Here is a 15,071-nt window from a genome sequence, read left to right as displayed (position 1 = left end):
ACCGGACGGGCGCCGCACTCATCTACTTGTAATACGTCTTGAACAGCTTAAAGTGGCGCAGCTTGGTGTGCCACATGCGCAGCCAGCGGTTAAAGACAAAGTCGCCCTTCATAAACGAAGGGTCGGCGCCCTTACCTTCCTTGTCCAGGCGATGCACCTTAGCGCGCAGCTCGGGATCCTTGACGTACTTGTCGACGACGCCCATGGGGACGACCATCCACAGGGCCTCGTCCTGCGCCGTCACAAACTCCGGCTCAAACGGGCGGTTGAACACATACTCGTCCACCACATACTTGGCAACGTTAAAGCCACTGTTAGTGACGTAGTAGTTGCTGCGGCCCTGGCGCGTGTTGAAATCGAAGAACTTAAACGAGCCGTCGCGCTCGTCGTACTTAACGTCAAAGTTGGAATAGCCCACAAAGTGAAGGTCCTCGAGCAACTTGCGCACGCCGCCCATGAGTTCGTCGTTAGGCTCGGTAATGATACAGGCATGGTTGCCGACACCGTGGGGCTGATGCTCCTCGAGCAGCACATGGCCCAGGCACATCATGCGGACCTTACCGTTGCGGTCGGAATAGCTGGTGAGCACGCGCATGTACTCGTCGTTGCCGGGCACGCGATCCTGCAAGATCAGATCGTCGGTGTAGCCGCTGGCATACGAATCGCGAATGACCTGTTCCAGCTCGGCGCGGTCGGCAATCTCATAGGCCTTCTTCTGGCCCTCGAACTCATGCTGCCACCACATGATGCCGTCAGAAGGCTTCAGAATCATCGGGTAAGGAAAATCGATCTGGTCGAGCACTTCGGCAGGCGCCTCACCCTGAGCATTGAGCATCGCCTTGGTAAAGGTAAACGTGTGTGGATAGGGCACGCCATGCTTCTCGCACAGCTCGTAGAAGATCTCCTTCTTCTGGCACTGCTCGAGCATGCTGTAGGGCGCGTAGGGAGCGACGATGTTATCCGCCAGCTCATGAGCATCCTTGGCTTGAGCCACGAGAGCGACATAGTTGTCGCCGCAGCCCACAAGGACAATAGTCTTGTCGGCATGCGCTTGGGCAATGCCGTTGACGGTTTTGAGCATCACGGGCATGGTGTCGATATCCACGTTGGGCGTGTAGTCGATAATCTGGCTGCGGTACGCGGGACCCGTCTGATACTTGCCAAAGACCAGACTCTTGACCTGGTACTCCTCGTAGAAGGCGCGCGCCACCGAATAGGCGTTGATGTCGCCACCAAGCAGCACGGGAATGAACTCGCGCTCTGTAAATTGCAATGCCATGGAAACTTCCTATCATGAACTGCCCACACAACGGGCGGTCTTTGCGCAACTGATTTATTTTAGCGTGCCAAGCCGCCGGCGCCCAAAGCTCCACCGTATCTATGGCAATCGACGTAATCGTCCAGCACGAAGACGGCGCTCACCGTTGTATGACAACGGGCAATGAACCTACCATTGTTGTAGGATTCAGTGTATTGACATCCTCGAGCGAAAGGCGCGCACGTGCCCCAAGACCATCCGACCGATAATCCCATCCTCAATGCCGCGAGGCGCGAGCTGGCGAAACGTGCGAAAGCGACCGCTCCCCTGTGCACGGCAAACGACGCCTACAACGGACCCGCCCACATCGTCTCGATCAACACGTCGGTACACAAGGGCACTCGCAAGTCGCCCGTCGCCGATGGACGCGACACCGTTATAGAGCAATTTGGCCTCGCCACCGATGCGCACGCCGGACATTGGCACCGTCAGGTTTCCTTTTTAGCCGCGGAGTCCATCCAGACGGCGCAGGCACGCGGGCTCGACGTACACGAGGGTGACTTTGGGGAGAACTTCACAACCCGGGGCATCAACCTGCTCTCGCTCCCTTTGGGCACACAGCTCAAGCTTGGAAGCGACGTGCTCGTCGAAATCAGCCAAATCGGCAAGGTCTGCCACACCCGTTGCGCCATCTACTATCTCGCCGGCGACTGCATCTTTCCCCACGAGGGCGTTTTCGGCGTGGTACTAAAGGGCGGAGAGGTCAACGCCGGTGACGAAATCCAGGTAGTCAAGCTCGGCGACGGCACCTGTTCGTTCACCCCCGCCGAGGCCCTCGAAGAGATTGAGCAGGCTCGCCAGAAGGGCACGCTGTAGTTATAAAACCCCACGTTGAGATGGCTTTTACAGCCCAAAACTCCTCTCAAACAGAGCTCTGTAACGTTAAAGTTGAACTCTATGGTTTCTCAACAATTCATCATAACTGCAGGTCAAAGCCAAAGCCTCAAGTTCAACTTGACCCTTTGGAACCTTTAAGGTTCAAGTTGAGGTCGAAAGCAGTAGTAGAATACCGTTCGAACCATAACCTACGATTGATTGCAGAGGGACTGGATGCAGCATTCGAATCATCGCACCGCAGCGTTCATTGCGTCGAAGCCGGCTCGTATCATCACGAGCGCCGTGCTCGCCGTTGCGCTGACGGCCACGCCGATGCTCTCCCCCGTTGCGGCGTATGCCGCCTCGCAGGCAACGCAGGACCAGCTTTCCGCAGCCCAGCAGAAGATCGAAGCCGCCACGAGCGCCTACAACGACGCCCGCACCAAACTCGATGACCTGCAAAAGCAGATTGACTCCAATGAGGCAAGCATCGAGGAAATCGAGGCCAAGCTTCCCGAGCAGCAGGCCAAGGCAAGCTCCGCCATGCGCGATCTGTACAAGTATCAGAAGGGCACCAATCCCATCGTGAGCTTCCTGGTCAACGCACAGAGCCTGGGTGAGTTCATCACGACCTGCAAATACACCAACCAGATCACGAGCTCGAGCGTCGACGAGATCGAACAGCTCAATAACATGCAAACCGAACTCGAGCAGAACAAGGCTGAGCTCCAGCAGGCCAAGTCTCAGCTTGAGGCAGAGCAGAAAAACGCCGAGGATGCGCTGGCACAGGCCCAGCAGCTCCGCAGCGAGGCACAGGCAAAAGCCGAGCAGGAAAATGCCGCCGAGCTTGCCAAGCTTGAGGCCGATAAGGCCGCTGCCGCCGAGAAGCTCTCGGGCGAGGGCGTAAGCGGCAGCAATTCCAGCAGCCAGGCCACCAACACCAACACCACCATCGACACCACGGTGAACAGCTCCAATACTGGTAGCTCCGATTACGATTCGTTCATTAATGAGTGGACAGGCCGCATCGACAATTATCTCGCCGGCTCCCCCATGGCAGGCCAGGGCTATAACTTTGCCGTCGCCGCTTGGAATACCGGTGTCGACCCCCGTTGGTCCCCCGCCATCGCCTGCATCGAGAGCACCAAGGGTGCTTATTGCGCCAATTCTTACAACGCCTGGGGCTGGAGTGCACGTGGCGGCGGTTGGCGCAGCTTTGGCAGCTGGAGCGAGGGCATCTCCGCTCACGTTGCCTATCTGGGCGCCAACTACGGCTCCACCCTTACCCCGGCAGCGGCCAAAAAGTACTGCCCGCCCACGTGGCAGGACTGGTACAACAAAGTCGCCGCTCAGATGAACCGCATCTAAGTGCAACTGCAAAGGGCCCCAATGGGGTCCTTTTCTTTTAGGTAGCGGAGGTATCGACGACGCCGGTCGCATTGGCAACCGCGACTATGACAATCATGCATAGGAGCAGCACACCCAATGCCTTGAGCCAGAGTTTCGCGAGTTTCTTGCCGCGATAGCTGTCGAGCAGTGCGAATCGCCGACGAAGACGGCGCTTATCGAGCAGTGCGAAATGCATAAGCACCATAAGGCCATCGACAAAGAAAAAATACTCGATTATGAGAAGCCACGTCGGGTAGCTTTGGTTTGCTCCGGTGGGGTGAAAGACGGCAAAGTGACTTCCGGCAAAGAACACAAGCAGCGAGAAGCAGACGAGCGTATTCCAAATGCGGCCCAGAGACTCCGGAACGCGAGAGAGCAGGCCGCATGCAGCGGAGGCGGCAGGGCCAGGAGGCCCTGCGGGGTTCTGGAGCCCTTGGGGCGTCAACACCGTCTCCGAGGCCGGAGTTCGGACAGGCGGCGCAGGAGGCCGCACGGGGCGACTCAGATCGTATGCCGCGCGCGTCGCCCGTCCCAACGCTTCCGCACTCGCAAAACGCTTGGCCGGGTCGAGCGCCATCGACATGCAGACGGCATCGGCAAGTGGAGTGGGAATGCCGCGCGCCTCGCATTGCTCGCGCATTTCGAGCCCTGGCTTAGGGTCGACTCCCGTCAAGCAGAAGAACAACAGGGCGCCAAGTGCGTAGACGTCGCTTCGCACGCTCGTCTGCCCAAACCCATACTGCTCGGGCGGCGCATAGGGTCGCGTGCCAAACTTGACGGTGTCGGCATCGGCGCCATCGTGCCATACGCGCGCGATCCCCAGGTCGATAATCACCAGCGATGAAAACGTCAGGCCGTCATCAGGCGTATAGTTGGCACCTGTCACGATGATATTCGACGGCTTGAGGTCACGATGGATCACCGGCGCCGACGTCTCCCCCGCCATTGCAAAACCGGTATGGAGCTCGCCCACGGCGTCGCAAAGGACAGGATACAATTCACACGCATAATCGGGGGTGGCTCCCAGACGGTCCACCAGCGCCCCGAGCGTCTCCCCTTCGATGTATTCCATAACCACGTTGAGCTCGTCGCCCACACGACGACAATCGACGATTCTGGGCAGGTGCTCAAAACGCCTGCCTGCACGCTGAACGGCAAACAGACGCTCGTATGCCCCGCCGATTTGAGCCGAAGCATCGATGCGTTTACGGACAAAGGGGCCGAGCGAGCCACCGCCGGTTCCTTCAAAGTACACGAGCTCGGTTGTTTCAACGGTCGAGCGCTTAAGTACACGCTCCACGCGATAGTTGTCGTCGCAATCGAGCGACGCCAGGTGCTCGGCAAGCGCTGCGGTCAGCTCGTCATCGGAATATGTTGGGGTCTGAGTATCCATAGCCTCCATCATAGCGCAGGGCGCAGACACCCCATGGCATCCGCGCCCCGTTCGTTTGCATCGTTGTTCGGCAGCTCCGCCGGCTCAGATATCAGCCGCTAACTCACCGTCTCCTCGCCAAAGCGATACAGCTCCTCGTTGACCTTTTGGAGGCTGCACCCGCGATCGATGCAAAAGATGATAATCGCATCGCGGCGGTCCTTGCAGTTAAGGACGCTTACCCCGGCAGCCGTCAGCGCACGGTTAGTCTCTTTGAGCGTCAGCGCCATCGCAAAGGCAATCTGCAGCACCTTATTGCGGCTCGGATGCCGCGCACCGGTAAAAATCTGATAGCCAAAGGTCTCATTGAGATCAGCCATACGGACCACGCGCGAGCGCTCCAAGCCCTTTTCCTGCAGTAGCTGCTTCAGGTAGTCCGAAAGCGACGGGGCGGCAAAGTCGTGCTCCCTGATATAGCCATCGATGTTCGGCGCATCGAGAAGCTCATTGAGCAACTCCTCGGTCAGCTTTTTATCGGACATACGACTTCACCTCCCCCAGTGCATGCAACATGCTAGAAACCGCTTACGTCCGAACGCTCCCAGCTAGCAACCTGGTCGGGAGACACCGTACCCAGCGCCTCGAACTTCCAGGAGCCGCCCGCCTTCAGATGATTGGTGTTTGCAAGAGCCGTTCCAACCTGGTTGCCATCGGCATCATACAGAACATATTCAATCTGAATGTAGCTCTTTTCCTTGTCCGTGTTATTGGTCAGGGTGCCCGTGATCTTATAGGTAAACTGATTGGAAGTGTCTTCAGCCTCGTCAGCAATGGTATACGGTTCTTGCGGTTCTTTTTGCTCCTCAGCCTGCCGTGTCGTCTCGGCAGGTTTTGCCGAATCGCTCGCAGACGAATCGGTTGAGTTGCCGCCCATAGAGCCCACGGCACCGACAATAACCAGCACCACGATGATGCCTAGGACAATCTTGCCGATTGGCTTCTTTCCCTCTTTTGCCATTATTCATCCTTCCTACGATCCGGCTACCGTGCCGGTACACAGCACATCGTAGGAAGGATTGAACTTGAATTCATTAGCTGAGAGCTAAGGCTGCGGTAAACGACCAATGCAGTTATCCAAACGCCGAGCAAACGCACTGCGCGCGACCGTCTGCTGGCAGTGCATCAACCCACCGTGACGGATTCCCCGGTAAAGGCACTGATCATCAACAGGACAAAGAAAACAAGGTAGCTGGCACTCAGCAGGTACGCAATGATCAGAAAGACGACCCAGCCGACATTGGTTTTACCGTCGGCACGGCGTTGCTCGCGATTGCGGCAGAGCCAAATCGTCACGCCGATGGCAGTGATAAACAGCACGAGCGCCGCCGCGGCAAGCCCGGCAAGCGCAAACATCACGCCAATGCTCACAGCAATAACCGGAAGCAGCAGCAAACCGCACCCGCATCCACCCGGACTATATACGGCAGACTGTCGGCGTCGCCTCATCGCCGCGCCACCCCCATCATCTTTGAGCACTACAGTGCGATAGCCTGCTGAACAGGAACGATCTTGTCGAGTTCCGGTTCGATCCGCCTTTTCTCGGCCTCAAGGTCAAACGCCACCTGAGCGCGCAGCCAATAACCATCCGTCAGGCCAAAATAACGGCAAAGACGGAGGTCGGTGTCGGCCGTCACGCGACGTTTTCCCAAGACAATCTGCCCGATACGCTGAGCCGGAATCCCAGTCTCTTTCGCAAGGCGATATTGAGAAATGCCCATGGGAACAAGAAACTCCTCTTTGAGAAGCTCACCAGGAGTCACCGGCGACAGCAAATCGGCCGAAGTCTCATCACTTGTGATAATCGACGATTTCGACATTCCAAGCCATCTCCTGTCTCCACTCAAAACAGACCCGATAGCGCTCGTTAACACGGATGCTATATTGACCGGCACGATCGCCCTTCAAAGCTTCCAGGCGGTTGCCCGGTGGAACGCGAAGATCATCAAGTGAAGCACAAACCTGCAGTTGGCGAATCTTCCTCAACGCAACACGCTCAAAGGGCACGAACCTCCTGACCCGCACACCCATGGCAAAGCGTTCGGTATCCTCATCTTTATACGATGCAATCATAGTATCGCCTTACGTTAGTAACGTCAAACGTTTCTATAGACTTACATCTCTATTATATCGTACGTTTGTTCGTGTTTTCTAGAACAAATAGTCCTTCACGCCTTAGTCAAGCGAAAGTAATCGTTTGTAGACATCGAGGCCTTTGAGTAGGATTTCCTCGTCGAAGAGCATGCTATCGGTATGCAGAGCGCTTGTGGCATAGGCGGGGCAGCCATCCGAATCACTCGGGTTGTCTTGGTCCTCTGGCATACCCGTGCCCAGCAAGAAGAACACGCCCGGCAGATGGCGCTGATAGAAAGCAAAGTCCTCGGCAATTAACAGCGGCTCCTCTACAAGCTGCAGCCCGGGCAAGGCAGGCGTGATGTTGGCAAACAGCTCGGGGTCGTTATCGACCGGTGGATAGCCCTCGGCAAAGTCGAGATCATACGTGCAGCCCGTTGCGGTGCACGCCTCGTCGAGTACACGGCGTACGCCCTCGCGCGCACGGTCGAACATGTCGTCCGTAAACACACGCAGGCTGCCGGCAACATGGGCCTCCCCTGCCACCGCATTGCAGACGGTACCGGCCTGCAGCAAGCCGAACTTACCAATGCAGGGCTCGTCGGCACCCAGCTTGTCCATGAGTTCGCGCTCGGAAACCAAGAACTTGGCAGCCGCCAATGCCGCATCGTGCGATTCGCCAACGGGAACGCCGTAGGTCTTGGCGATATGGATGCTCGTCCCGTGAATGTGCACATGCGTCTCGCTCGAACGCGCTAGCAGCGGACCGGGGCAGCTCGCCAACGTGCCGGCGGGCAGATCGGGCCACACATGGAAGCCAAAAATGCGGTCGGCCCCATAGCGCTCGAACACACCGCTCTCGCATACCGTCTTGGCACCACCGGTCGTTTCCTCGGCCGGCTGGAACACAAAGAGAACATTGCGCCTAATGGCGCCCGGATGCTCGCGAATCGTACGGTCGACATACGTCGCGGCGGCAAGCGCCATGGCCATGTGTCCGTCATGTCCGCAAGCGTGCATCTTGCCGGGATGGGTTGAGGCAAAGGCCGCTCCCGTCGCCTCCGCGATGGGCAGCGCATCCATATCGGCGCGAATCGCCGTGGCATGCGCGGCATCAACGCCGGCGTCGAAGAAAGCGCAGACGCAGCTGGGGCACGGATGGGTCACTTCGCAGGTGAGCGGTGCCAGCACGCCCTCGATATAGGCAATGGTTTGCGGAAGATCGAAATCGAGCTCCGGAATGCGATGGAGATCGCGGCGATAGCGACGGAGTTCTTGGAGCTCGGTCATGGGGATTCCTTTCATGGGGCAACTCAGTTGTCACCTATTGTGACGCAGGATTGTGGCGCCCTCGTTTCTAGCATGATGCTGCATTTTTTAAACGTTATATACGAATACTCTTGTTTGGTAAAGTGCAACGTGGTAGGGTCTTTACCACTTGATAGAGGCGCGGGCACGAAGAGCCGCGGGCGAGTCGGCAGACTTTGACCCCGCGGGGAGGCGAAACCCGCCGAACTGGGTTTTTCGGGCACGAACAGCCTGGTGGGCCTGCGGGAAACACTCGCAGGACTGTCTGCAGCAATGCGGGAGCGCTATCCGGACATTGGGTCCACGCTATGCGGATTCGATGCGCAGATGGCGCCGTCTGGATAGCGAGGTTTACGGGACATGGCATTGACCCCCAACGAGGCATATGCGGCCAAGCAGCCGTTTGTGGACAAGGAGACACTCGAGCATATCGTCGAGCAGTTCCCCACGCCGTTTCATCTATACGACGAGGCGGGTATCCGCCGCAACATGCAAGAAGTGCGCGACGCCTTTGCGTGGAACCCGGGGTTTAAGGAGTACTTTGCCGTCAAGGCCAACCCCAACCCGGCCCTTATCTCAATTCTCAACGAATACGGCTGCGGCTGCGATTGCTCGAGCTATACCGAGCTCATGATCGCCCGCTCGCTGGGCATCACCGGCCATGACATCATGTTCTCGTCCAACGACACGCCGGCGGCAGACTTTGAGCTTGCCGACAAGCTGGGCGCCATCGTCAACTTCGACGATATCAGCCACATTGAGTTTTACGAGCGCGTCGCGGGACCCATCCCCAAGACGGTGAGCTGCCGTTTTAACCCGGGCGGCCTGTTCCAGCTTTCCAACGGCATTATGGACAACCCGGGCGATTCCAAGTACGGCATGACCACCGAGCAGCTCTTTGATGCCTTCCGCATGCTCAAGGCCAAGGGCGCCGAGGACTTTGGCATCCATGCCTTCCTTGCCAGCAACACCGTCACCAACGATTACTACCCCAAGCTCGCGCGAATCCTCTTTGAACTTGCCGTGCGCCTGGAGCGCGAGACCGGTGCACATGTCGCCTTTATCAATCTGTCCGGCGGTGTGGGTATCCCCTACCTGCCCGAGCAGCAGGCCAATGACATCCACGCCATCGGCGAGGGTGTACACGCGGCCTACGACGAGATCCTGGTTCCCGCCGGCATGGGCGATGTGGCGATCTGCACCGAGATGGGCCGCTTTATGATGGGCCCCTACGGGTGCCTGGTCACCAAGGCCATTCACGAAAAGCGGATCTACAAAGACTATATCGGCGTGGACGCAAGTGCCGTCGACCTCATTCGTCCTGCCATGTATGGCGCTTACCACCACGTTACAGTGATGGGCCAGCCGGGTGGCCCCGACAAGTCCGCAGCTCCCGTCACGAACACGTACGATATCACGGGCAACCTGTGCGAAAACAACGACAAGTTCGCCATCGACCGCGAGCTGCCGCATATCGACATGGGTGACCTGCTTGTAATCCACGATACCGGTGCGCATGGCTACTCCATGGGCTACAACTACAACGGACGTCTGCGCTCCGCCGAGGTCCTGCTGCGCCCCGATGGCGCGGCCGACCTCATCCGCCGCGCCGAGCGCCCGGGCGATTACTTTTCCACGCTCGACGTGCTGCCGTGCGGCCGAGAGCTGCTGGCCAAGTCGCGCGCCGAAAGCGCCCGCCGTCGCGCCCAAGACGAGCGCCTGGCAGTCGCAGCTCAATGGAACAAACGCATCCAGATCGCGGAGGCGAAGGAGAAGAACATGGACATCCGCAATCTCGAGGGCTCAATCGTCGCCCTGGTTACGCCGTTTAAAAAGGACGGCAGTGTCGACTTTGACGCGCTCGAGCGCCTTATCGATTTCCACTTGCAAAATGGCACCGACGCCATTCTCACCCTGGGCACCACCGGCGAGAGCGCCACGATGACCGATGACGAGGACAACTCCGTCGTCGCCGCCGTGGTCAAGCATGTTGCAGGACGCGTCCCCGTCATCGCCGGCTCAGGCTCCAACTCCACGCAGACCATGCTCACCAAGTCGCTTACTTACCAGGGCTTGGGAGCCGACGGCCTGCTGCTCATTACCCCCTACTACAACAAGTCCAACGAAGAGGGTATCTATCAGCACTTTAAGACCGTCGCCGATGCCGTTGACATCCCCTGCATCCTGTACAACATCCCCGGCCGCTGCGGCTGCGGTATCAGCGAGCGCAACGTAGAGCGCCTAGCCGCGCACCCCAACATCATGGGCATCAAGGAGGCCTCGGGCAACGTCGCCTACGCGGCCAAGATCGCCCACCTGCTGTCCGACGATTTCCGCATGTACTCGGGCGAGGATGCACTCACAGTGCCGCTCATGAGCCTGGGCGCTTCGGGCACCATCAGCGTGTGGGCCGACGTGCAGCCGCAGCTTGTACACGACATGTGCCGCGCTTATCTGGACGGCGACGTAGCGCGCGCCCGCGATATCCAGATTGCCGGCCAGCCGCTCATCAACGCCCTCTTTAGCGAGGTCAACCCCATCCCCGTCAAGGAAGCGCTCGCCCAGATGGGCATGATCGAGGCAAACTACCGTATGCCGCTGTGCCCCATGGCAGACGACACGCGAGCCGCACTTACCGATGCTCTGAAGGGAGCTGGTCTACTTGATTAAGACCGTCATTATGGGAACGGGCCGCATGGGCTCGCTCATCCGCACTACCGCCGAAGGCATTGTCGACGCCGCCGGGCAGCCCGTTTTTGATATCGTGGCCCAGATTGGCTTCGATTTGAGCGAGCTCGAGAACGCACCGGCTGCCGACGTCATCATCGACTTCTCGAACGTCGCGACCTTCGACGCCGTCGTCGCCTATGTCGAGCGCACGGGCGCGGCGTTGGTCTCAGGCACCACAGGCTACACCCCCGAGCAGATGGACCGCCTGCGTGAGCTGGGCCAGAACACCCGCGTTATGCACTCGGGCAATTACTCCATCGGTATCGCAGCCCTGCGCCATCTGGTAGCGCAGGCTACACGCGAGCTGCCCGGCTTTGACTGCGAAATCGTCGAGACGCACCACAACAAAAAGGTCGACGCCCCCAGCGGCACTGCCAAGCTGCTGCTCGACGCCGTCGTCGAAGCCGAGCCCGAGGCAGGCTACCACCCCGTCTATGGCCGCGAGGGCATGTGCGGAGCACGCGATCCCAAGGAAATCGGTATGCACTCGCTGCGCGGCGGCACCGTCGCCGGCGTGCACGAGGTGAGCTTCTTTGGCCAGGACGAGGAGGTCACGCTCACCCACCGCGCCACGAGCCGTCAGATCTTTGTCAACGGCGCCTTGGCAGCCGCGCAGAAGCTCGTCACCCGCGAACCCGGCTTCTATACGTTCGACAAGGTCATGTTTGCCTAACCAGGTATCAACCGAATCCACCCAAAGGAGAGATAGCAAATGAGCAACGCAGCCGAGATGGATGCACAGGAGATTATCAACTACATCGCCACCGCGCCCAAAAAGACGCCCGTCAAGCTGTACGTGCGCGAGAAGCCGGGCATGAAGGTTGCCTGGGGCGACGCACATGTCTACGGCGGCCGTCGCGGCAAGACCGTCTTTGGCGACTGGGACGAGCTCAAGACCATCCTGGACGCCAATGCCGATTCCATCGATTACTACGACGTTGAAAACGATTGCCGCAACTCCGCCGTGCCCATGCTCGACCTTAAGGGCATCAACGCCCGCATCGAGCCGGGCGCGATCATCCGCGACCGCGTCGAGATTGGCGACCGTGCCGTCATCATGATGGGCGCCATCATCAACATCGGCTCCGTTATCGGCGAGGGTTCCATGATCGATATGGGCGCCGTGCTGGGCGGTCGCGCCACCGTGGGCAAGAACTGCCACATCGGCGCCGGCACCGTGCTGGCAGGCGTTGTGGAGCCCGCCAGCGCCACGCCCGTCATCATCGAGGACGATGTCATGATCGGCGCAAACGCCGTGGTCCTGGAAGGCGTGCACGTGGGCAAGGGTGCTGTAGTTGCCGCCGGCGCCGTGTGCGTCGAGGACGTCCCCGCCGGCGCCGTCGTGGCCGGTGTCCCCGCCCGCGTCATCAAGATGCGCGACGAGAAGACCGACAGCAAGACCGGCCTGGAAGAGGGCCTGCGCCAGCTGTAGAAGTTACGCGGTTTTACCAAACCGCGTAACGGCTCGACGCTGCAAACGCCCCTAAGCGGCAATCTGACGTTCAATCGTCGGGCATGACCAGAAGGTCGATGCCCTCCTCTTTCACGTCACCTTGCTCGCTCTGGGTCGTTTTCGCTGACGTATGCTCGACCTGCAACGTAATTCAGCCCCAAGTAAAAAGGCCGAAGCCCTCATCCGGGGCTTCGGCCTTTATTTTTGCAGCGTCCAAGCGCAGTTTATCGATTCTCAATTGACCCGATATTCTTGAGCTCGATGGAGATGAGGCCGTTGGGCTCATTGACGAACTCGATGTACTCGGAGTTCGAACCCATCTCGGCCGGGAAGCTGATCTCGATGCCCGTGTCGGTACGGATCTTGTGATTGCGCACGGCCGCGCGCTCAACTTGCTTGCGCTCCACGGGAACGCGCTCAGGCACCTTCTCCTCAGTCAGTGCCGCGCGCACGCTCTCCTTGATAACTGGTTCGTCCTCAAAGACCTCATCGACGATATCCCAAGGCGGCAGCTCCTCGTCATCCTCGACTTTCTCGGCAACGGCAGCCTTAACCTTGGCGAGCGCCACGGCCGTGTTGGCACCGTGCTCCTCGGCGACTTCCTCGACCACACGCGTCACGGTGTCGATGACCTCCTTGCCCGATACCCCCGTGTCGCACTGCAGCAGGCCATCGGGAATGAGCATGCGATCCTCGCCGGCAATCTTGCGCTTCTTATCCACATAGCCGATCTCCATGGTGCTTGCACGCACGATTGCATAGCTCGGCACCTTTTGCGAGGGGTTCGGCAGAATGGCGTAGTGGCGCGCGATGTCGTTGCGCACCTCCCCCTCTTCGCGGCCCACTTCGTGCATAAAAGCCTGCTTGGAGCCCAGCAGCATCACGGCAAACCAGCGGGCATCCTCATCGTCGTCAAAATCAGCCACGAGCACGTCGGTGGACTCGGCTTTCTCGGCTTTGGTGAGCTCGGAGGAGATAAACTCCGCAATCTGCTGCGACAGGTCCACGAACTCGCGCTCGCCAAAGAAATAGCCCTTGAGCTCACCACCAAACGCAGAGTTCTCGGCAAACGTGGCGCGTTTGTTGTCGGCCGAGGTACGAGCGCGCCGCAGGTGCGTGGTTACGAAATTACGCACGGTGCGGCTCTCGATATCGAGCTCGCGCTGGCTCATAACGTTGACGGCAGAGTCAAAGTCCAGGATATGCAGAATCGCGTGATTGATTTTCATATACGGCATTCCGTTCTAGATCGATTTCGGCACGAACCAGTATAGCGGTCGATCCCGCCCCAGGCGCATCGAAGATTGGTGCATCGGGGACAGGTTGCTTTGCACCAATGGTTAGCGCAGGAGCTCGGACTGCCAAGCCTCGAGCTGTTCTGCCAAGCTCTTGCCGGCAGCGGGCATGTCGATCTGGGGACGTTTGGGCAGAAGCGCACACTTAAGAATCGCAACGATAGTCTGCGAGACAAAGCGTCGCGTATCCTTGTCAAAGCCTTGCGCAGCCTGGAGCATCACGGGCAGGCTCTCGCGTAGATTCCCAGCGATATCCGCAAACCGCTCAGCACCCGTAGCCTCAAGCACGGAGAACAACGCATCTACAAAACGCTCGCGCTCGTTAGGCGACACCGCAAGCAGCATCTCGCGAATGGAGCCATCAACGTATCGAGCACCGGCGGACAGGCGCTCACAGTACACGAAGTCGCGACCATCAACCACCCAGCTAAAGGGATTATGCTGAAGCAGGCTGAACTCGGTGCTCTCAACGATGGCATAGTCCTCCTGTGTCTCGAACATCATGCCAAAGATCGACGACCGAGGTAGCGTCTTGTCGATTCGACCGGATAGATCGGCGAAGGCGTTGCCGCTCAGAAACTCCTCGACGAAGCCCGGGCCATCATGGGAATACGCCCTTTCGATTCGCTCACGGGCGACATCGGGGCACATCGCCGCACCGTACACCGCAAGGTTTCCACCCTTGGAATGACCTCCGCACAAAAGCGGCCCGTCAATCGCATCCGCCGCCTCGTCTACATAACGCGCCGCGGATTCCTGGGCCGGCACAGGACACCGGAACGCCATGTTAAAGTCCTCTTTCCAGCCCACAATCGTGCTGTCGGTCCCCCGGAAGGCAAGATAGCTAAACCCCGCCGGAAATCGGAACGTCATGGCCGCAAACTGCTCCGTTGTCTCGGCATCACTCACGCTACGATAGCCGCAAACACGAACGCCACGGTAGCGAGGGCTTGCTGCCACAGCCTCCAACAGGGCACGACTCCCCTCCGGATCCCACAGGTCGCCAATCATGTCTTGGTAGCACTCGGCGCGCAGCAGCTCGCGTACGTCTAGGCCCTGCCAGTTCGTCAGCTCCGCCATATCACCCGGCAAACGCAAATAGGACAACCACGCAAAGACCAGGCTATCCACCGCGCAGAACGGCCGTTCCTCAAACGGATCAAACGCCGTCTGGGCATAGGTCAAAAAATTAGGCGAATCCGACATGGCCCTCCCATCAACTATGGTGCATTGGGGTGGTGCAAAGTAACCTGACCCCCC

The 15,071-nt window shown here is 59.0% G+C and carries 15 protein-coding genes and 1 riboswitch; of the genes, 5 read left to right on the top strand and 10 right to left on the bottom strand.

Annotation, left to right across the window (positions count from 1 at the left end; all coding sequences use genetic code 11):
• Positions 1 to 22: 22 nt before the first annotated feature.
• Positions 23 to 1,279 carry a carboxylate--amine ligase gene (locus tag LK493_RS03165; RefSeq protein WP_035137907.1) on the bottom strand — a complete coding sequence of 419 codons (1,257 nt, stop codon included), beginning with the start codon at positions 1,277 to 1,279 and terminating at the stop codon, positions 23 to 25.
• 222 nt (positions 1,280 to 1,501) lie between these two features.
• On the opposite strand from LK493_RS03165, the gene LK493_RS03160 reads away from it, so the two are divergent.
• Both LK493_RS03160 and LK493_RS03155 read left to right on the top strand, forming a co-directional pair.
• Positions 1,502 to 2,134 (top strand): MOSC domain-containing protein, encoded by a 633-nt coding sequence (locus tag LK493_RS03160; protein ID WP_227790100.1) that lies wholly within the window; start codon positions 1,502 to 1,504, stop codon positions 2,132 to 2,134.
• 234 nt (positions 2,135 to 2,368) lie between these two features.
• On the top strand, positions 2,369 to 3,502 hold the full coding sequence (locus tag LK493_RS03155; RefSeq protein WP_055287231.1) for a coiled-coil domain-containing protein: 1,134 nt from the start codon (positions 2,369 to 2,371) through the stop codon (positions 3,500 to 3,502).
• 37 nt (positions 3,503 to 3,539) lie between these two features.
• On the opposite strand, the gene LK493_RS03150 is transcribed toward LK493_RS03155, so the two are convergent.
• The 7 genes from LK493_RS03150 to LK493_RS03120 all read right to left on the bottom strand — a co-directional run bounded on the left by LK493_RS03150 (position 3,540) and on the right by LK493_RS03120 (position 8,315).
• On the bottom strand, positions 3,540 to 4,916 hold the full coding sequence (locus tag LK493_RS03150; protein WP_227790099.1) for a serine/threonine protein kinase: 1,377 nt from the start codon (positions 4,914 to 4,916) through the stop codon (positions 3,540 to 3,542).
• Positions 4,917 to 5,014: 98 nt separating this feature from the next.
• Positions 5,015 to 5,437: a hypothetical protein gene (locus LK493_RS03145; protein WP_006234330.1), complete on the bottom strand. Its 423-nt coding sequence runs from the start codon at positions 5,435 to 5,437 to the stop codon at positions 5,015 to 5,017.
• Between the two features lie 32 nt (positions 5,438 to 5,469).
• Positions 5,470 to 5,913 (bottom strand): FxLYD domain-containing protein, encoded by a 444-nt coding sequence (locus tag LK493_RS03140; protein WP_006234331.1) that lies wholly within the window; start codon positions 5,911 to 5,913, stop codon positions 5,470 to 5,472.
• A gap of 164 nt (positions 5,914 to 6,077) precedes the next feature.
• On the bottom strand, positions 6,078 to 6,401 hold the full coding sequence (locus LK493_RS03135) for a hypothetical protein (protein ID WP_227790098.1): 324 nt from the start codon (positions 6,399 to 6,401) through the stop codon (positions 6,078 to 6,080).
• A 29-nt stretch (positions 6,402 to 6,430) separates the two neighbouring features.
• Positions 6,431 to 6,772 (bottom strand): HigA family addiction module antitoxin, encoded by a 342-nt coding sequence (locus LK493_RS03130; RefSeq protein ID WP_050766086.1) that lies wholly within the window; start codon positions 6,770 to 6,772, stop codon positions 6,431 to 6,433.
• Positions 6,744 to 7,025: a type II toxin-antitoxin system RelE/ParE family toxin gene (locus tag LK493_RS03125; RefSeq protein WP_006234335.1), complete on the bottom strand. Its 282-nt coding sequence runs from the start codon at positions 7,023 to 7,025 to the stop codon at positions 6,744 to 6,746. Before LK493_RS03125 ends, LK493_RS03130 begins: the two co-directional genes overlap by 29 nt.
• A gap of 102 nt (positions 7,026 to 7,127) precedes the next feature.
• Positions 7,128 to 8,315, bottom strand: coding sequence for an N-acetyldiaminopimelate deacetylase (locus tag LK493_RS03120; RefSeq protein ID WP_227790097.1), 1,188 nt, complete (start codon positions 8,313 to 8,315; stop codon positions 7,128 to 7,130).
• A 144-nt stretch (positions 8,316 to 8,459) separates the two neighbouring features.
• Positions 8,460 to 8,628, top strand: a riboswitch (Lysine riboswitch).
• Positions 8,629 to 8,693: 65 nt separating this feature from the next.
• On the opposite strand from LK493_RS03120, the gene dapA reads away from it, so the two are divergent.
• The 3 genes from dapA to dapD are packed head-to-tail and all read left to right on the top strand — an operon-like array spanning position 8,694 to position 12,495.
• On the top strand, positions 8,694 to 11,003 hold the full coding sequence (gene dapA / locus LK493_RS03115; protein WP_006234337.1) for a 4-hydroxy-tetrahydrodipicolinate synthase: 2,310 nt from the start codon (positions 8,694 to 8,696) through the stop codon (positions 11,001 to 11,003).
• Positions 10,996 to 11,736 (top strand): 4-hydroxy-tetrahydrodipicolinate reductase, encoded by a 741-nt coding sequence (gene dapB / locus LK493_RS03110; RefSeq protein ID WP_227790096.1) that lies wholly within the window; start codon positions 10,996 to 10,998, stop codon positions 11,734 to 11,736. Before dapA ends, dapB begins: the two co-directional genes overlap by 8 nt.
• Before the next feature lie 39 nt (positions 11,737 to 11,775).
• Positions 11,776 to 12,495 carry a 2,3,4,5-tetrahydropyridine-2,6-dicarboxylate N-acetyltransferase gene (gene dapD / locus LK493_RS03105; RefSeq protein WP_227790095.1) on the top strand — a complete coding sequence of 240 codons (720 nt, stop codon included), beginning with the start codon at positions 11,776 to 11,778 and terminating at the stop codon, positions 12,493 to 12,495.
• A 245-nt stretch (positions 12,496 to 12,740) separates the two neighbouring features.
• On the opposite strand, the gene LK493_RS03100 is transcribed toward dapD, so the two are convergent.
• Positions 12,741 to 13,745, bottom strand: coding sequence for a nucleoid-associated protein (locus tag LK493_RS03100; RefSeq protein ID WP_022094136.1), 1,005 nt, complete (start codon positions 13,743 to 13,745; stop codon positions 12,741 to 12,743).
• 111 nt (positions 13,746 to 13,856) lie between these two features.
• Positions 13,857 to 15,017, bottom strand: a complete 1,161-nt coding sequence (locus tag LK493_RS03095) for a DUF2974 domain-containing protein (RefSeq protein ID WP_006234342.1) — start codon at positions 15,015 to 15,017, stop codon at positions 13,857 to 13,859.
• Between the last annotated feature and the right edge of the window lie 54 nt (positions 15,018 to 15,071).

The organism is Collinsella aerofaciens (assembly GCF_020709435.1).
Lineage (GTDB): Bacteria > Actinomycetota > Coriobacteriia > Coriobacteriales > Coriobacteriaceae > Collinsella > Collinsella aerofaciens_AU.
Note: the sequence above shows the minus strand (reverse complement) of the source record. Positions and strands in the feature narration are given on the sequence as shown.